The organism is Streptomyces cavernicola, from assembly GCF_029968035.1.
GTDB lineage: Bacteria > Actinomycetota > Actinomycetes > Streptomycetales > Streptomycetaceae > Streptomyces > Streptomyces cavernicola.
On the sequence record NZ_JASCIQ010000015.1, the window covers coordinates 80,704 to 97,713 of the forward strand.

Genomic DNA, 17,010 nt, shown 5'->3' on the forward strand with positions numbered 1-17,010 from the left:
ACGGGGCCGGGTGGGTCGGTGGATGTGGAGCGGTGGCTTCGGGTGTGGAGTCATCGGGAGCAGCTGCTCAGGGTGGCCCGACGCAGGTCCCTCAGTGCCGAGGACGCCGAGGACGCCGTGCACGAGGCGATGGTCCGCGCCGCCGAGCACCCGCACCTGGACGAGGACCGCCTGGGCGCCTGGCTGACGACAGTGACGATCCGGCTGTGCGTGGACCGGTATCGGCAGGTCAGCCGCGAAGCGGAGGTACGCAGCAGCCCCCGCCTGACGACGCCGGGCCCGGTGCCCGTGGACGAGTCGGTGTGCGACCGGGCCGAGGCCCGCTGGCTGGCCGCGCGGAGCGGGGACCTGCCCGCGCGGCAGGCCGAGGCGATCTGGCTCAAGTCTGAGGATCTGGACGTCGCGCAGGTCGCCAAGAAGATGGGCCTGAGCTACCGGACCGTCGAGTCGCTCCTGGCCAGGGCCCGCCGCACGCTCCGCAGCGCGCTCGCCGCGACGCTCGGCCTGCTGCTCTGGCTGCTCGGCCGTGGGCGGCCGGCCACGGGCGGGAAGGTGCAGGCGGCTGCGGTCGCGGCGACGGCGGTGACGCTGGCCGTCGCCGGGTTCGTACTGCCGCACGTGTCCGGCGGGCCGCCGCCCGCCGCCCCGCAGCCGGGCGGTACGGCGGAATCCGGTGCGGTTGCGGAGGGGCCGGGGGCGGGGCGGGAGCGTTCCGCGGGCTCAGGGGGGCGGTCGTCCGCCCCGCCGGGTGGTCCCGGGCCGGCGTCGGCCCGGGGGCCGCTGCCGTTGGTGTCGGCGTTGCCGGCGGTGGATCTTCCTGAGGTTGCTCTGGCGGAGCTGGAGCGGTTGCCGGGGCGTGGCCTGCCCAGGTTGCCGGTGGGCACGCCGTCTGTTCCGGTTCCGTCTGTTCCGGTGCCGGCTCCTTCGGTTCCGGCCGTCCCGTCGCCCTCCGGCTCGGTGCCGACGGCGCCCGTGCCGTCCGACCCGTCGGTTGAACTCGACCTGCCCGAGGTCGAGTTGACACCCAGCCCGTAGCGCGGCGCCGCCGCCCCCATCGCCCTCCGGGCTCGTCCTCAAACGCCGGACGGGCTTCCTTTGCGCCCCTCCCCACCCCTTCCCGAAAGACTGCCGTCGGCACGGGGGCCAGCCCCCGGACCCCCGCTCCTCAAACGCCGGAGGGGCTGAATTTGGTGGGTGGGGCTGAGCCCGAGTGGCTGGACTTGGCGGGGTGGGGCGGGGTGGGGCTGGGGTGGGTGCCCCGACAGGGGCGCGGGGAACTGCGCGACCAGCCACGACGAAGCGGCAGCCAAACGACAGCCGGGGTCCGGGGCGGGGCCCCGAAGCGGGGGCTGGGGCGCAGCCCCGACAGGGGCGCGGGGAACCGCGCGACCAGCCACAACGAAGCAGGCAGCCAAACGACAACCGGGGCACTGGGCACGGGGCGAAGCCCCGAAACGGGGTCCTGGGGCGAAGCCCGGAGCGAGGGCCCTGGGGCAACAACCCCGAAACGCGGTCCAGGGGCGGCAGCCCCTGGCGGAGGTCCCCGGGGCCCCCGGAGCCGGTCGCAGGCCGCGCGGCGGCAGCCGCAAATCAGGTACAGCCGGGAAGTGGCGGCGTGGGGAAAGAAAAAACTTCCGATCCCCGCGACGGACCCCGCCCCCCTCCCCGTAGAGCAGATGAAAGCCCCGCTCACGGCCGAAGGGTGACCCGGATGGGAGTCGAGATCTGCGTGGAAGGACTGACCAAGTCCTTCGGCGACCAGGTCATCTGGCAGAACGTCTCACTGACCCTGCCCGCCGGCGAGGTCTCCGTGCTCCTCGGCCCCTCCGGCACCGGCAAGTCCGTTTTCCTGAAGTCCCTCGTGGGCCTGCTCAAACCGGAGCAGGGCTCGATCCGGATCGCCGGCACGGACATCACGAAACTCCGCGAGCACGACCTGTACGAGGTGCGGAAATCCTTCGGCGTGCTGTTCCAGGACGGCGCCCTCTTCGGCTCGATGAACCTGTACGACAACATCGCCTTCCCTTTGCGTGAGCACACCCGTAAGTCGGAGAGCGAGATCAGGCGGGTCGTGCTGGAAAAGATGGAGATGGTGGGCCTCATCGGGGCCGAGGAGAAGCTGCCCGGCGAGATATCGGGTGGCATGCGCAAACGGGCCGGGCTCGCCCGCGCCCTGGTCCTCGACCCGGAGATCATCCTCTTCGACGAGCCGGACTCCGGCCTCGACCCGGTCCGCGTCGCCTACCTGAACCAGCTGATCGTCGACCTCAACGCCCAGATCGACGCGACCTTCCTGATCGTCACGCACGACATCGCCTCCGCCCGCCAGGTCCCGGACAACATCGGGCTGCTCTTCCGCCGCGAGCTCGTCATGTTCGGGCCCCGCGAGAAGCTGCTGACCAGCCGGGAGCCCGTCGTACGGCAGTTTCTGAACGGGCGGATGCAGGGGCCGATCGGGATGGCCGAGGAGAAGGACGCCGCCACGATGGCGCGCGAGGCCGTGCACTTCGGGAACGCCCTGCAGAAGGAGCAGCCGAGCCCTCTCGACATGACCCCGCGACTGCTGCCCGGCCCCGGCATCGACCGCCCGCCCCGCTGGCAGGCGATCGCCGAGAGCGAGGCCCGACGGGAGGGGACCCGCTCATGAAGCACACGAAGCTCATGAAGCCCGTCAACGGTCTCCGCCACTCCGGCGACCTCTTCGCGATGAGCCTCGACGTGCTGCGCACCATCCCCCGACGTCCCTTCCAGGTACGGGAGTTCGTCCAGCAGGCCTGGTTCGTCGCGAGCGTCACGATCCTGCCGACGGCGCTCGTCTCCATCCCGTTCGGCGCGGTGATCGCGCTGCAGATCGGCGGTCTGACACGGCAGTTGGGCGCGCAGTCGTTCTCCGGTGCGGCGTCCGTGCTCGCCGTGCTGCGCGAGGCCTCGCCGATCGTGACGGCGCTGCTGATCGCGGGCGCGGGCGGCACCGCGATCTGCGCGGACCTCGGGGCGCGGAAGATCCGGGACGAGATCGACGCCATGCAGGTGCTCGGCATCGACCCGATCCACCGCCTGGTCGTGCCGCGTGTACTCGCGTCGATGGTGGTGGCGGTGCTGCTCAACGGCCTGGTCTCGGTGGTCGGGGTGGCCGGCGGCTACTTCTTCAACGTGGTGCTGCAGAACGGCACTCCGGGCGCCTACCTGGCCTCGTTCACGACGCTCGCCCAGCTGTCCGACCTGTGGGCGGCCGAGGTGAAGGCGCTGGTGTTCGGGGCGATCGCCGCGCTCGTCGCCTCGTACAAGGGGCTTACCGCGAAGGGCGGGCCCAAGGGCGTCGGGGACGCCGTGAACCAGTCCGTGGTGATCACGTTCATGTTGCTGTTCGTGACGAACTTCGTACTGACCGCCGTGTACTTCCAGATCGTTCCGCAGAGAGGGTAGGCAATGCGGCTCCTCGACCGACCGCTGCGCTCCCTGGAGGAGCTCGGCCGCCAACTCGCCTTCTACGGCCGCTCGTTGGCGTGGACCGGCCGCACCCTGCGTCGGTACCGCAAGGAGATCCTGCGGCTGCTCGCCGAGGTCAGCTTCGGGCGCGGCGCGCTCGCGGTGATCGGCGGGACCGTCGGCGTGATCGCGTTCCTGTCGTTCTTCACCGGCACCGAGGTCGGCCTGCAGGGCTATGCGGCGCTCAACCAGCTCGGCACGTCCAACTTCGTGGCGTTCCTGTCCGCGTACTTCAACACCCGCGAGATCGCACCCCTGGTGGCGGGGCTCGCGCTGTCCGCGACCGTGGGCGCCGGGTTCACCGCGCAGCTCGGGGCGATGCGGATCAGCGAGGAGACCGACGCGCTCGAAGTGATGGGCGTGCCCTCGCTGCCGTTCCTGGTGACGACGCGGATGATCGCCGGTTTCCTGGCGGTGATCCCGCTGTACGTGATCGGCCTGCTGTCCTCGTACTTCGCCGCCCGGACCATCACCACCGGCTACTACGGCCAGTCGACGGGCACGTACGACCACTACTTCCAGCAGTATCTGCCGCCCGTCGACGTGCTCTGGTCCTTCGGCAAGGTGATCGTCTTCGCCGTCGTGATCATCCTGGTGCACTGCTACTACGGCTACTACGCGAGCGGCGGGCCCGCCGGGGTGGGCGTCGCGGTCGGCCGGGCGGTGCGCACCTCGATCGTCGCGATCAACATCCTGGACTTCTTCCTCAGCCTCGCGATCTGGGGCGCCGTCACGACCGTGCGAATAGCGGGGTAGCCGCCCATGACGCCCATGAGAACTGCGATGCCTGCCCTGTCCCGTACCGCCCGACTGCGGCTGTACGGCGTGGTGTTCCTCGCCGTGATCGGCCTGCTGCTCGGGCTCTCGGTGGCCGCGTACCAGCAGGTGTTCACGCCGGTCGTACGGATCACTCTGCAGGCCGACGCGCTCGGCAACCAGCTGGAGCCGCGCGCCGACGTCAAGCTGCGCGGGCTGCTCGTCGGCGAGGTGCGCGAGGTGAGCGCCGACGGCGAGAAGGCCACGCTCGGCCTCGCGCTCAAGCCGGAGCACGTCGACCGGATCCCGGCGGACGTGCACGCGCGGCTGCTGCCCAAGACGCTGTTCGGCGAGAAGTACGTGGAGCTGGTCGCCCCACGTACCCCCAAGGGGCGGGCCATCCGCGCGGGCGACGTGATCACGCAGGACCGCACCACCGTCGGCATCGAACTGCAGCAACTCCTCGACGATCTGCTGCCGTTGCTGCGTACGGTGCGGCCCGGCGAGCTGAACGCCACCCTCAATGCGTTCGCGACCGCGCTCGACGGGCGCGGCGAGCGGATCGGCGACAACCTGGCGCGCGTCGAGCGCTATCTGCGCCGCCTCAACCCGCATCTGCCGTCCCTGCGGGAGGACATCGCGCGGTTCGCGGACGTGGCCGAGGTGTACGCGGACGCGGCCCCCGACCTGCTGCGCATCCTGGAGAACTCGATGACGACCAGCCGCACGATCGTGGAGAAGCAGGACCAGCTCGCGGCCGCGCTCACCGGCACGGCCCGCGCGGCCGGCACGGGCGAGGAGTTCCTCGACACGAACGGCGACCGCCTGATCGCCCTCGGCCGGGTGTCCCGCCCGACGCTCGCCCTCTTCGACCGCTACGCGCCGCAGTACCCGTGCCTGCTTGAGGGCCTGGTGCGGCAGGACAAGGCGTCCGACCCGACCTACCGAGGCGGCAAGATGCACATCACCCTGGAGTTCGTCCACCCGCAGGACGCGTACGAGCCGGGCGACGAACCGCAGTACGGGGAGCGGTCGGGGCCCAACTGCCGGGGCCTGCCGCACCCCCGCGTCCCGGCGCCGCACGACGACCTGAAGGACGGCACGGAGGGCAGCGGTACGGGTACGCGCCCCACGGAGCCCGCCGTGTCCGGCACCGAGTCCGAGCAGCGGGCGGTGGGCTCGCTCCTCGCGCCGGTCCTGGGGACGTCCCCGGACCGGGTGCCGGCGGTGGCGACGCTGTTGTTCGGGCCGCTGGCGCGCGGGACGGCGGTGAGCGTCGCATGAAGGTCGGGAAGGCCACCGAAGTCGCCGCGCCACTGGTGAAGTTCCTGCTGTTCGCGCTGGTCACCGTCGTCGCCACCGCACTGCTCGCGGCGACGATCGTGAACGTCGACTTCACTCCCGAGCACTCGTACCGCGCGGTGTTCAGCGATGTGACGAGCCTGGAGGAGGGCGACGACATCAGGGTCGCCGGAGTGCGGGTCGGCGAGGTCGAGGAGATCCGGATCAAGGACCGCACCAAGGCCGAGGTGTCCTTCACGGTCACCGAGGAGCGGCCGCTGTTCACCGGCACCCGTGCCGTGATCCGCTACCGCAGCCTCGTCGGGCAGCGCTACATCGCCCTGACCGAGGGCGCGGGCGGGACCACGCCGCTGCCGCCCGGCGCGGAGATACCGCTGTCCCGTACGCAGCCCGCGCTCGACCTGAACGCGCTGCTCGCCGGGTTCAAGCCGCTGTTCGCCGCGCTCAGCCCGAAGGACATGAACCAGCTGGCGACCGAGATCATCAAGACCCTGCAGGGCGAGGGCGGCACCGTCGACAGCCTGCTCGCCCACACCGCATCCCTGACCAGCACCCTCGCCGACCGCGACCGCCTGATCGGGTCCGTGATCGACAACCTCAACGAGGTGCTCACGACGCTCGACAAGCGCGGTACCCGATTCTCCGCGCTGCTCAAGCAGTTGCAGCGCCTGGTGTCCGGGCTCGCCGCCGACCGCAAGCCGATCGGCGAGTCCCTGGTGAGCATCGGCGACCTCACCGAGGCCACGTCGGGCCTGATCGGCGAGGCCCGGCCGCCGCTGCGGGACGACCTCGCCGAGCTGACCGATCTCACCGGCACGCTGAACGAGCACGAGAAGACCGTGGAGGGCGTCCTGAAGCGGCTGCCGAACAAACTCAACAAGCTGAGCGGCACGGCGAGTTACGGCTCCTGGTTCAACTTCTACCTCTGCGACTTCGACGGCCGGATCGTGCTGCCGACCGGCGACGGCAAGGCCGGGAAGACCGCCGAGGCCGGGAAGGTCCTCACGCCCGAACTGCACGTGGCCCGAGCGAGGTGCGGCGCATGACCGTACGCATCCGGCTGCCCTGGCGGACGACTCCGTTCCGGGAGCGCAACCCCGTGACGGTCGGCGTCGTCGGCCTCACCACGCTCGCCCTGCTCACCGCCGCCGCGTTCAACGCCGACGACCTGCCGCTGATCGGCGCGGGCGACACGTACAGCGCGGCGTTCGCCGAGGCCGGCGGGCTGAAGCCGGGGGACGAGGTGCGGATCGCCGGGGTGAAGGTCGGCAAGGTCGACGAGGTGGGCCTGGACGGCGACCACGTGAAGGTCACCTTCCGGGTGGACGGCGACCCGGCGTTCGGCACCCGGACCGGCGCCGCCATCCGCGTCAAGACGATCCTCGGCGCCAAGTACCTTTCCCTGGAGCCCGCAGGGCCTGGGCAGTTGGCGGCGGGCAGCGAGATTCCGATCGGGCGGACGACACCCGCGTACGACGTGGTGACGGCGTTCAGCGATCTGACGACCACGACGGAGAAGGTGGACACGGCCCGGCTCGCGCAGGCCATGGACACGCTCTCCGCCACGTTCGAGGACTCCCCCGCCGAGGTGAAGGCGTCCATCAAGGGCCTGTCGAGGATCTCCCGCACGGTCGCGTCCCGCGACGCGCAGCTCCGCGAACTCCTCGACCACGCCGACAGCGTCACGGACGTGCTCGCGGACCGCTCCGACGAATTCGGCCGCCTCGTCGAGGACGCCGACAAACTCCTCGCCGAGATCGCCAAGCGCCGGACCGCGATCCACGAGCTGCTCAAGAGCTCGGCCACGCTCGGCATCGAGCTCTCCGGTCTCGTACGGGACAACCGCGAGGAGATCGGCCCCGCGCTCAAGGGCCTCGACCGGGTCGTGTCGATGCTCGAACGCAACTACACCAGCCTGGAGCGCAGCGTCGCACTGCTCGCGCCGTTCGTGCGCCTCTTCTCCAACACCCTCGGCAACGGCCGCTGGTTCGACAGCTACATCCAGAACCTGGTCGCCGCTCCGGTGGTCCCGCGCAAGGGAGACTCCCGATGACACGACCGCCACGACCGCCACGACTGCCACGGCACGTACGACTGCTGCGGCGCACCGCGCTCGTGGCCGTCCTCGCCCTGGTCGCGACGCTGACCGTGGTGCTGTGGCCGCAGGCCGAACCGGTCCGGGTCACCGCGTACTTCCCGCGCACCGTCGGCATCCACCCCGGCTCGGACGTACGGGTCCTCGGCGTGCGGATCGGCGAGGTGCAGGAGATCGCGCCGGAGGGCGAGCGGGTGCGGGTCGTCCTCACGTACGACGCCGAGCAGCGGGTGCCCGCCGGGGCGAAGGCCGCGATCATCAACTCCTCGGTGGTGAGCGACCGTTACGTGCAGCTGCTCCCCGTGTACCGCAAGGGCCCGGCGCTGCGCAGCGGCGACGTCATCCCGCAGAGCCGCACCGCCGTGCCGGTCGAGCTGGACCGGGTCTTCGACAGCCTGCACACCACGGCGGAGGCGCTCGGCCCGCGCGGCGCGAACAAGGAGGGCTCGCTCGCCCGGCTGCTCGGCGTGAGCGCGGACAACCTCGAAGGGCAGGGCGAGGACCTGCACACCACCGTCGGCGACCTGTCGAAGGCGGTCACGACGCTGTCCGACGGCCGGGGCGACCTGTTCGGCACCGTGCGGAACCTGCAGGTCTTCACGGCCGTGCTCGCCAAGGACGACAAGAGCGTGCGGTCGTTCAACACCAGCCTCGCCAAGGTCGCCGACCAGCTCGCCGGCGAGCGCAAGGACCTCGCGGCGGCGCTCCGGCACCTGGGCGTCGCGCTCGCCGACGTCACCGAGTTCGTACGCGACAACAAGAAGGCGCTCACCGAGGACGTGAAGGGCCTGAGCAAGGTCACCAAGGTCCTGGTCACACAGCAGGAAGCGCTCGCCGAGATCCTCGACACCGCGCCGACCGGCCTGGGCAACCTGCAGAACGCGTACAACGCGAGCTCCGGCACCCTCGACACCCGCAACAACGCATCGGAGACCGCCCAGGACCCGGCCGCGCTGCTCTGCTCCCTGCTCGGCACCACCGGCGAACGGCGGGACGCGGAGTGCAAGGACCTGAAGAAGCTCTTCGACTCACTGCCCAAGTTGCCGCAACAGCAAGGCAGTTCGGGCGACCAGGCGTCGACCGACAAGACCCTCGGCGGAATCCTGGAGGCGGCATGAGCACACGCCTGCGCGGGAGGGGCACGGCCGCCTGGGTCGCGCTCGGCTCGCTGTTCCTGGCGGGCTGCGACTTCCACGGCCTGTACGACGTGGACCTGCCGGGCGGCGCCGCGAACGACGCGGACGCCTACCGGGTGACCGTCGACTTCCGGGACGTCCTCGACCTGGTGCCGCAGTCCGCGGTGAAGGTCGACGGCGTCACGGTGGGCGCGGTCGAGAAGGTCGAGCTGAACGGCTGGCACGCGCGCGTACGGCTGCGCGTCGACCGGAAGGTGAAGCTGCCCGGCAACGCGGTGGCCGACCTGCGCCAGACCAGCATGCTCGGCGAGAAGTACGTGCAGCTGTCCCCGCCCCCGCAGGGCGCGCCCGTGGGCCGGCTGCGCGACGGGGCCCGCATCCCGCTGTCCCGCAGCGGCCGCAACCCGGAGATCGAGGAGGTCCTCTCCGCCCTGTCGGCGCTGCTGAACGGCGGTGGCGTGGCCCAGTTGAAGACCATCACCGTCGAGCTGAACAAGGCCCTGGAAGGCCGGGAGAACCGGGTCAGGTCGCTGCTCAAGGAGCTGGACACGTTCGTCGGCGGCCTCGACGACCAGCGCGCGGACATCGTGCGGGCGCTCAAGGGCGTGGACCGGCTCGCGAAGCGGCTGAAGCGCGAGAAGAACACCGTCGGGCGGGCCGTGGACACCCTGCCCGGCGCCCTCGACGTGCTCGCGGACCAGCGCGAGGACCTGACGAAGATGCTGACGTCGCTGTCGAAGCTCGGGAAGACCGGCACCAGGGTCGTCAACGCGTCCCGCGCCGATTTCGTCGCGAACCTGCGCCATCTGCGGCCGATCCTGGAGCAGTTGAACAAGGCGGGCGACAACCTGCCCAACTCCCTTGAGCTGCTCACCACTTACCCCTTCCCGCGCAGCGCCACGGACGCGATCAAGGGCGACTACGTCAACCTCAAGATCACCGCAGACCTGGACCTGGCGAGCATCTACGGCAACCTCGCCGACGAGCCGGAGGGGCCGGGCGAACCCGGTGGCCCGGACGCGCCCGACCTCCCGAGGCCGCCCCGGCTCCCGGACGTGCCGGACGTGCCCGAGGTGCCCGACGTACCGGACGCACCGGCCCTGCCCGGCGACCCGGACGTGCCGAAACCGCCCGGCGACGGCGGCGGGCAGGGCGACCTCTGCCCGCCCGTGTGCACCGGCATCGGCTACTCCGCGTACGACACGTACGGCGACGGCTCCGCGTACGGCCCCCACGGAGACGGGTCGGGGCGGCCGCGCGGGTTCGATCCCGACCTCGCCGAACTCCTGCTGAGGGGGCTGTTCTAGTGCTCACCCGCATGGTCAAGGTCCAGCTGCTCGCCTTCGCGACGGTCACCGCCGTCGGCTGCGCCTACGTCGGCGCCACCTACACCGGCATCGGCGACGCCCTCTTCGACGACCGCTACTCGGTGCGCGCCGACTTCGCCGAGTCGGGCGGCGTCTTCGAGGGCGCCGAGGTCACGTACCGCGGCGTGCCCGTGGGCCGGGTCGGGGAGCTGCGGCTCGACGGCGCGGACGGGGTGTCGGTGGAGCTCGACATCGAGGACGAGGCCCGCATCCCCGCGGACAGCCTGGCGGTGGTCGCGAACCGGTCGGCGGTCGGCGAGCAGTACGTCGACCTGCAGCCGCGCACCGACGGCGGGCCGCTCCTGCACGACGGCTCGACCATCGCCCGCGAGGACACCCGCGTGCCGCTCGCCACCACCGAACTGGTGCTCAGCCTCGACCGGCTCGTCGAGTCCGTCGGCAAGAAGGACCTCAAGGTCACGGTGGACGAGCTGGGCAAGGCCTTCGCGGGCACCGGGCCGCACCTCGGACGGCTCGTGGACTCCGGCAACGACCTGGTCGAGTCGGCCTCGGACTCGCTGCCGCAGACCATCGCGCTGATCGAGGACTCGCGGACGGTCCTCAGGACCCAGTCGGAGCAGGGCTCGGCGATCAAGTCGTTCTCCGGCGATCTGGCCGCGCTGACCGAGGAGTTGAAGGCCCGCGACGGGGACCTGCGCCGGCTGATCGCGGGCGGCGCGCCCGCCGCGCACGAACTCGACGCGCTCCTCAAGGCCAACCGCACCCGGCTGCCCGTACTCGTCGGCAACCTGATCAGCGGCGGCCAGGTCACCGCGGCCCGGCTGCCCGGCGTCGAGCAGGCCCTGGTGACGTTCCCGCTGACCGTCGCCGGCAGCTACACCGTCGTCCCCGGCGACGGCACCACCCACTTCGGCCTGGTCGCGGGCAAGGACCAGCCGGCCCCCTGCCGCCGCGGCTACGGCGGCACCCAGCGGCGCGACCCCGCCGACACCGGCGAGCGCCCCGCGAACACCGGCGCGCGCTGCACGGAGCCGCGCGGCAGCGACACCTCGGTGCGCGGCGCACAGAACGCCCCCGGCCCCTCCTCCCGTACGTCCGGTACGGGCGCGGCGGGCGCAGCGGCCTTTGTATCCCCGTACGACCCGGACACCGGCACGTTCGCCGGGCCGGACGGAAGGCTCGTCGAGATCGGCTCGACGGGCGGTGAACAGCACACGTTCGGAAAGGACTCGTGGCAATGGCTGCTCGTAGGACCGATGACATGAGCGGAGCCACGCAACCGCGCCCGCCCGCAGGCCGTTTCGCCCGTGCGCTGCGAGCCCCGCGCCGCCTGGGCGCGCGGCTCGCGCGCACGGCCCGCGACTCGCGCGTCGCGCCTGTCGCGCTGGCCGTCGCCACCGTCGCCGTGTCGGCGCTCGCGGTCTGGCTCGGCCTCCAGGTGCACGAGCAGCGCGCGGCCGAGCAGCGGAATCAGGACATCCTGGCGGCCGCCCGGCAGTCCGCCGTGAACTTCACCTCGCTCGACCACCGGCACTACGAGCGCGACAGCAGGAACGTCCTGAAGTCCGCGACCGGCGAGTTCAAGAAGCAGTTCGCGGCGCAGACCGGGCAGTTGACGGAGCTGGTCGAGAAGAACAAGTCGGTGTCGAAGGGCCAGGTCCTCGAAGCGGGCATCACGCGCGCCGACGAGCGCACCGCCCGCGTCCTGGTCGTCGCCGACAGCAAGGTCACCAACACCGCGGCCCCCGAGGGCCGGGCCCGCACCTACCGGCTGCAGCTGGACCTGCGCCTGGAGCACGGGCGCTGGCTGACGTCCGGCGTCGAGTTCGTCGGCTGAGTCAGCTGACCCAGCTGAGGCGAGCGATTTCAGCCACTCCGTGAGGCACGTAAGGAGAGACACCGTGGCGAACACCAGCACCCGAGGCCGCGGCACCGGCCCCGGCTCCCCCGGCCGGCGCACCCTGAACGCGGCGGCGCGGGCGGCGGCCAAACGGTCCGGCGGCGGCCCGCGGACCCGGGACCCGCTGGCCGACCTGCCCGATGATGTGGTCAACGACCGGACGGGGCTGCCCGAGGTCGAGAAGGTCGTCGGCAAGGTCCTGAGCGCACCGGCGCGGGGACGGGAGACCGATGAGCCCTCGGATTCCCTGGAGGGCAGCCCGGATTCCCTGGAGAGCCCGGAGCCCCCGGCAGCCGGACCCGATCCTGAAGCCGACCGCAGCCCCGACCCCGCAGAGGACCGGGACGCCCCGCCCGCCGCGCGCCCCCGCCCCCGCCGTGCCCGCCTCACCGCGCTCCTCGCCGTCCTGACCCTGGCGGGGCTCGTCACGGCGCTCGTGCTCGGCCTGGAGTACCGCGAGGGCCGCCGGGTCCAGGAGGCGCGGACGGAGGCCTTGGAGGCGGCGCGTACGGCCGCGCCCGTGGTCCTGTCGTACGACCACCGCAGGCTCGGCAAGGACTTCGCGGCGGCCCGCGAGCACCTCACGGGCGACTTCCGGGAGGAGTACGCGCGGACTACGAAGAAGGTCGTCGGGCCCACGGCCAAAAAGTACGAGGGCGTCGTGAAGGCCTCGGTGGTCGCGCCGCCCGACGGGGGCGCGCCGGCGGCCTCGGTGGTGTCGGCGACGCCCGACCGCGCCGTCGTCCTGCTCTTCGTCAACCAGGTCACCCGGAGTACGCAGGTGTCCGACTCGCGGGTCGACCTGAACCGGGTCCGCATGACGCTCACGCGCACGCCGCAGGGCTGGAAGGTGAGCGCGGTGGACGCCCTCTGACCGCCTCCCCGACCGCCGCGGCGGGCCGCCCGAACGGGCCCCGGCCGCCGATTTCCGGAGCGCCTCCCCGACCGGGGAGGCGCTCTTTTCGCGGCCGCTCTTGACAGCCATCCCCACCTGCAGGCAATCTTTCCATCAAGTAGAAAGTAACTTCCGCAATACGGAAGGAGCGCCTGCCCCTCATGGGATTCACGGACCAGCGCTTCAACGTCAACCTGTCGATCCTCTTCACGGAACTCCCGCTCCTGGAGCGTCCCGCGGCCGCCGCCGCGGCGGGCTTCACCGCGGTCGAGCTGTGGTGGCCCTGGGTCGACGCCCCCACCCCTGAGCAGGCCGAGCTCGACGCCCTGAAGAAGGCCATCGAGGACGCAGGCGTTCAGCTCACGGGCCTGAACTTCTACGCCGGCCAGCTGCCGGGGCCGGACCGCGGTGCGCTGTCCATCCCCGGTGAGGAGTCGGAGAAGTTCCGCGCCAACCTCAAGGTGGCGGCGGACTTCGCCCAGTCCCTCGGCTGCAAGGCGCTCAACGCCCTGTACGGCAACCGCGTCGACGGCGTCGACCCGGCCGCGCAGGACGAGCTCGCCCTGGAGAACCTGAAGCTGGCCGCCGCCGAGGCGGACCGCATCGGCGCGATCCTGCTCATCGAGGCGCTCAACGCGCCCGAGTCCCCGAAGTGCCCGATCGTGAGCGCCCCCAAGGCGATCGAGGTCGTGGACGCGGTGAACGCCGCCACCGGGCTCGGCAACGCCAAGTTCCTCATGGACCTGTACCACCTGTCCATGAACGGCGAGGACCTCGACGAGATCATCGCGAAGTACACCGAGAAGACCGGCCACGTGCAGATCGCCGACAACCCGGGCCGTGGCGCTCCGGGCACCGGCGACCTGCCCCTGGAGTCTCTCCTCGACCAGCTGAAGCAGGCCGGCTACGAGGGCTTCGTCGGCCTGGAGTACAAGCCCGGCGACAAGCCGAGCGCCGAGGCCTTCGACTGGCTGCCGGCCGAGGCCCGCGCCGCTCGCTGACTCTCCCGAGGCTTCCCTCGTTGCGCCCCCTCGGCGCGCCAGAGTTGCCGCCCGACTGTGCGGCGGGCGGCAACTCACCCCCGTATCAAGCGTTTTGAAAGAGGCACCCTGATGAGCAACCTTCCGAAGATTGCGTGGATCGGCCTCGGCATCATGGGCTCCCCCATGTCCGAGAACCTGATCAAGGCGGGCTACGACGTCACCGGCTTCACCCTGGAGCAGGACAAGCTCGACCGCCTCGCCGCCGCCGGCGGCACCGCGGCCAAGTCGATCGCCGAGGCCGTCAAGGACGCCGACGTCGTCATCACGATGGTGCCCGCGTCGCCGCAGGTCGAGGCCATCTCCTACGGCCCCGAGGGCATCCTGGAGAACGCCAAGTCGGGCGCGCTGATCATCGACATGTCGTCGATCACCCCGCAGACCTCCGTCGACCTGGCCAAGAACGCCAAGGAGAAGGGCATCCGCGTCATCGACGCGCCCGTCTCCGGCGGCGAGGCCGGCGCCATCGAGGCCGTCCTGTCCATCATGGTCGGCGGCGAGCAGGCGGACTTCGAGACCGCCAAGCCGATCCTCGAGGCCCTCGGCAAGACCATCGTGCTCTGCGGCCCGCACGGCTCCGGCCAGACGGTGAAGGCCGCCAACCAGCTGATCGTCGCCGTCAACATCCAGGCGTGCGCCGAGGCCGTGGTCTTCCTGGAGAAGTCCGGCGTGGACCTGAAGGCCGCGCTCGACGTCCTCAACGGCGGCCTGGCCGGCTCGACCGTGCTGACCCGCAAGAAGGACAACTTCCTGAACCGGGACTTCAAGCCGGGCTTCCGGATCGACCTGCACCACAAGGACATGGGCATCGTCACCGACGCCGCCCGCAACGTCGGCGCCTCGCTGCCGGTCGGCGGTGTGGTGGCCCAGCTGGTGGCCTCGCTGCGCGCCCAGGGTGACGGCGGCCTCGACCACTCGGCGCTGCTCCGCGCCGTCGAGCGCCTCTCGGGCAACCAGGTCGCCTGACCCGTACGCGCTGCAGGACCGGCGGGTCGTCCGACCTCGCCGGTCCCCCAGATCCCCGGGCGGCGCCCGCGCTGACACCTGTCCTGTCGCGCCCAGGCGCGGGCGTTGCCCGGAACATCTCGTACGGCCCTTTCGCGCGGTTCTCGTACGGCTCTCGTACGACTGTCCCGTACGGCCCTCTCGTACGGTCCGATCCGCTCGGGCCTGCTGCACCACCGGGTCCTGGCAGGTCGGCGCCAGGGCCCGGTCAGGCATGCCCCGAACCGCCCCGTTCACTGTTTTTCAACAAACTGTTGACGTTGGGTTCAGGGCGAACCTACGCTCCACCCCACAGCGGAAAAGTCTTTCCGCGGTATCGCGGATTTTCTCCGCTCAGCAGCTCCCGCACGGAAGGTCACCCGACAACATGCCGCAGCGCGTGCTTACCACCGAGTCCGGCGCCCCGGTCGCCGACAACCAGAACTCCGCCACCGCCGGCGTCGGCGGCCCCATCCTCCTGCAGGACCAGCACCTGCTGGAGAAGCTCGCCCGCTTCAACCGCGAGCGCATCCCGGAGCGCGTGGTGCACGCCCGTGGCTCGGGCGCCTACGGCTACTTCGAGGTGACCGACGACGTCACCGGCTTCACCTCCGCCGACTTCCTCTCCGAGGTCGGCAAGAAGACCGAGACGTTCCTGCGGTTCTCCACCGTGGCGGACAACCTCGGTGGCGCGGACGCCGTCCGCGACCCGCGCGGCTTCGCGCTGAAGTTCTACACCGAAGAGGGCAACTACGACCTCGTCGGCAACAACACCCCGGTGTTCTTCATCAAGGACCCGATCAAATTCCCCGACTTCATCCACTCCCAGAAGCGCGACCCCTTCACGGGCAAGCAGGAGCCGGACAACGTCTGGGACTTCTGGGCGCACGCCCCCGAGGCCACGCACCAGATCACCTGGCTCATGGGCGACCGCGGCATCCCCGCCTCGTACCGCCACATGAACGGCTACGGCTCCCACACCTACCAGTGGACCAACGCCAAGGGTGAGGCCTTCTTCGTCAAGTACCACTTCAAGACGAACCAGGGCATCCGCTCCCTCTCCGCCGAGCAGGGCGCCGAGCTCGCGGGCAAGGACCCCAACTCGCACCAGACGGACCTGCTTCAGGCCATCGAGCGCGGTGTGAACCCGTCCTGGACCCTGTACGTCCAGGTCATGCCGGCCGCCGAGGCCGCGGACTACCGCTTCAACCCGTTCGACCTCACCAAGGTGTGGCCGCACAAGGACTACCCGCTGCAGCGCGTCGGCCGCCTGGTCCTGGACCGCAACCCCGACAACGTCTTCGCCGAGGTCGAGCAGGCCGCGTTCTCCCCGAACAACTTCGTTCCGGGCATCGGCCCCTCCCCCGACAAGATGCTGCAGGGCCGCCTGTTCGCCTACGCGGACGCGCACCGCTACCGCCTGGGCGTCAACCACACCCAGCTCGCGGTGAACGCCCCGAAGGCGACCGAGGCCAACAACTACGGCCGTGACGGCCTGATGGCCTCCAACTCGCAGGGTCGCGGCGCCAAGAACTACGAGCCCAACTCGTACGAGGGCCCCGTCGAGACCGGCCAGCCGCTGGCCGCCCCGCTGGCCGTCAACGGCCACACGGGCACCCACGAGGCCCCGGCCCACACCAAGGACGACGACTTCTTCCAGGCCGGTGAGCTGTACCGCCTGATGTCCGAGGACGAGAAGAAGCGTCTGGTGGCGAACATCGCCGGCGGCCTGTCCCAGGTCACCCGCGACGACGTCATCGAGAAGAACCTCGCCCACTTCCACGCCGCCGACGCCGACTACGGCAAGCGCGTCGAGGAGGCCGTCCGCGCCCTGCGCGAGGACTGAGCGAGCAGCAACACGAAGGCTCCGTACGGTGTTTGACGGGAGGTCAGGCTCCGTACGGGAATGCCCTCGCCTGGGACCCGGATGAGGGGTGGTCCAGGGCAGGGCGGCCCGCTTCGGCGGGCAGCTGGGGCGAAAGCCCCCGGGATCGCGGCGGCGTGCGAGCCAGTGCGGTGGTAAAGGTGCGACGGGCCCTTCTCGACCTGAGGGAAGGGAGACCGGGCTCCATCGCACCCGCCGCG

General features: G+C 71.1%; 15 protein-coding genes. All 15 read left to right on the forward strand.

Annotated elements, in window-relative coordinates; all coding sequences use genetic code 11:
• The first annotated feature begins 42 nt into the window (after positions 1–42).
• The 15 genes from QIS96_RS16095 to QIS96_RS16165 all read left to right on the forward strand — a co-directional run bounded on the left by QIS96_RS16095 (position 43) and on the right by QIS96_RS16165 (position 16,771).
• Positions 43–1,035: an RNA polymerase sigma factor gene (locus QIS96_RS16095; RefSeq protein ID WP_282543275.1), complete on the forward strand. Its 993-nt coding sequence runs from the start codon at positions 43–45 to the stop codon at positions 1,033–1,035.
• Between the two features lie 676 nt (positions 1,036–1,711).
• On the forward strand, positions 1,712–2,647 hold the full coding sequence (locus tag QIS96_RS16100; RefSeq protein WP_282543276.1) for an ABC transporter ATP-binding protein: 936 nt from the start codon (positions 1,712–1,714) through the stop codon (positions 2,645–2,647).
• The gene (locus QIS96_RS16105; protein ID WP_282543277.1) at positions 2,644–3,426 is read left to right on the forward strand and encodes an MlaE family ABC transporter permease; all 783 of its coding nucleotides are present in this window, start codon (positions 2,644–2,646) and stop codon (positions 3,424–3,426) included. The genes QIS96_RS16100 and QIS96_RS16105 overlap by 4 nt, the downstream gene beginning before the upstream one ends.
• Positions 3,427–3,429: 3 nt before the next feature.
• Positions 3,430–4,245 carry an MlaE family ABC transporter permease gene (locus tag QIS96_RS16110; protein ID WP_282543278.1) on the forward strand — a complete coding sequence of 272 codons (816 nt, stop codon included), beginning with the start codon at positions 3,430–3,432 and terminating at the stop codon, positions 4,243–4,245.
• 27 nt (positions 4,246–4,272) lie between these two features.
• Positions 4,273–5,529, forward strand: coding sequence for an MCE family protein (locus QIS96_RS16115; protein ID WP_282543279.1), 1,257 nt, complete (start codon positions 4,273–4,275; stop codon positions 5,527–5,529).
• Positions 5,526–6,593: an MCE family protein gene (locus QIS96_RS16120; RefSeq protein ID WP_282543280.1), complete on the forward strand. Its 1,068-nt coding sequence runs from the start codon at positions 5,526–5,528 to the stop codon at positions 6,591–6,593. Before QIS96_RS16115 ends, QIS96_RS16120 begins: the two co-directional genes overlap by 4 nt.
• A complete protein-coding gene (locus QIS96_RS16125; protein ID WP_282543281.1) occupies positions 6,590–7,600 on the forward strand; it encodes an MCE family protein in 1,011 nt (336 codons plus the stop codon). Before QIS96_RS16120 ends, QIS96_RS16125 begins: the two co-directional genes overlap by 4 nt.
• Positions 7,597–8,760 carry an MCE family protein gene (locus QIS96_RS16130; protein WP_282543282.1) on the forward strand — a complete coding sequence of 388 codons (1,164 nt, stop codon included), beginning with the start codon at positions 7,597–7,599 and terminating at the stop codon, positions 8,758–8,760. The genes QIS96_RS16125 and QIS96_RS16130 overlap by 4 nt, the downstream gene beginning before the upstream one ends.
• Complete coding sequence (locus QIS96_RS16135) at positions 8,757–10,085, forward strand: MCE family protein (protein WP_282543283.1); 1,329 nt, start codon at positions 8,757–8,759, stop codon at positions 10,083–10,085. Before QIS96_RS16130 ends, QIS96_RS16135 begins: the two co-directional genes overlap by 4 nt.
• Positions 10,085–11,371: an MCE family protein gene (locus QIS96_RS16140; protein WP_282543284.1), complete on the forward strand. Its 1,287-nt coding sequence runs from the start codon at positions 10,085–10,087 to the stop codon at positions 11,369–11,371. Before QIS96_RS16135 ends, QIS96_RS16140 begins: the two co-directional genes overlap by 1 nt.
• Positions 11,368–11,943, forward strand: a complete 576-nt coding sequence (locus tag QIS96_RS16145) for a hypothetical protein (protein ID WP_282543285.1) — start codon at positions 11,368–11,370, stop codon at positions 11,941–11,943. Before QIS96_RS16140 ends, QIS96_RS16145 begins: the two co-directional genes overlap by 4 nt.
• A 64-nt stretch (positions 11,944–12,007) precedes the next feature.
• On the forward strand, positions 12,008–12,880 hold the full coding sequence (locus QIS96_RS16150) for a hypothetical protein (RefSeq protein WP_282543286.1): 873 nt from the start codon (positions 12,008–12,010) through the stop codon (positions 12,878–12,880).
• Positions 12,881–13,062: 182 nt separating this feature from the next.
• Complete coding sequence (locus QIS96_RS16155) at positions 13,063–13,902, forward strand: TIM barrel protein (protein WP_282543287.1); 840 nt, start codon at positions 13,063–13,065, stop codon at positions 13,900–13,902.
• A 111-nt stretch (positions 13,903–14,013) separates the two neighbouring features.
• Positions 14,014–14,907, forward strand: a complete 894-nt coding sequence (locus tag QIS96_RS16160; protein WP_282543288.1) for a 2-hydroxy-3-oxopropionate reductase — start codon at positions 14,014–14,016, stop codon at positions 14,905–14,907.
• 406 nt (positions 14,908–15,313) lie between these two features.
• Positions 15,314–16,771 (forward strand): catalase, encoded by a 1,458-nt coding sequence (locus QIS96_RS16165; protein WP_282543289.1) that lies wholly within the window; start codon positions 15,314–15,316, stop codon positions 16,769–16,771.
• Positions 16,772–17,010 lie beyond the last annotated feature (239 nt).

Excerpts from the sequence above, each read along its gene's own strand:
- QIS96_RS16100 (WP_282543276.1), top strand. The coding sequence starts at position 1,712 with ATGGGAGTCGAGATCTGCGTGGAAGGACTGACCAAGTCCTTCGGCGAC.
- QIS96_RS16105 (WP_282543277.1), top strand. The coding sequence starts at position 2,644 with ATGAAGCACACGAAGCTCATGAAGCCCGTCAACGGTCTCCGCCACTCC.
- QIS96_RS16110 (WP_282543278.1), top strand. The coding sequence starts at position 3,430 with ATGCGGCTCCTCGACCGACCGCTGCGCTCCCTGGAGGAGCTCGGCCGC.
- QIS96_RS16115 (WP_282543279.1), top strand. The coding sequence starts at position 4,273 with ATGCCTGCCCTGTCCCGTACCGCCCGACTGCGGCTGTACGGCGTGGTG.
- QIS96_RS16120 (WP_282543280.1), top strand. The coding sequence starts at position 5,526 with ATGAAGGTCGGGAAGGCCACCGAAGTCGCCGCGCCACTGGTGAAGTTC.
- QIS96_RS16125 (WP_282543281.1), top strand. The coding sequence starts at position 6,590 with ATGACCGTACGCATCCGGCTGCCCTGGCGGACGACTCCGTTCCGGGAG.
- QIS96_RS16130 (WP_282543282.1), top strand. The coding sequence starts at position 7,597 with ATGACACGACCGCCACGACCGCCACGACTGCCACGGCACGTACGACTG.
- QIS96_RS16135 (WP_282543283.1), top strand. The coding sequence starts at position 8,757 with ATGAGCACACGCCTGCGCGGGAGGGGCACGGCCGCCTGGGTCGCGCTC.
- QIS96_RS16145 (WP_282543285.1), top strand. The coding sequence starts at position 11,368 with ATGAGCGGAGCCACGCAACCGCGCCCGCCCGCAGGCCGTTTCGCCCGT.
- QIS96_RS16155 (WP_282543287.1), top strand. The coding sequence starts at position 13,063 with ATGGGATTCACGGACCAGCGCTTCAACGTCAACCTGTCGATCCTCTTC.
- QIS96_RS16160 (WP_282543288.1), top strand. The coding sequence starts at position 14,014 with ATGAGCAACCTTCCGAAGATTGCGTGGATCGGCCTCGGCATCATGGGC.
- QIS96_RS16165 (WP_282543289.1), top strand. The coding sequence starts at position 15,314 with ATGCCGCAGCGCGTGCTTACCACCGAGTCCGGCGCCCCGGTCGCCGAC.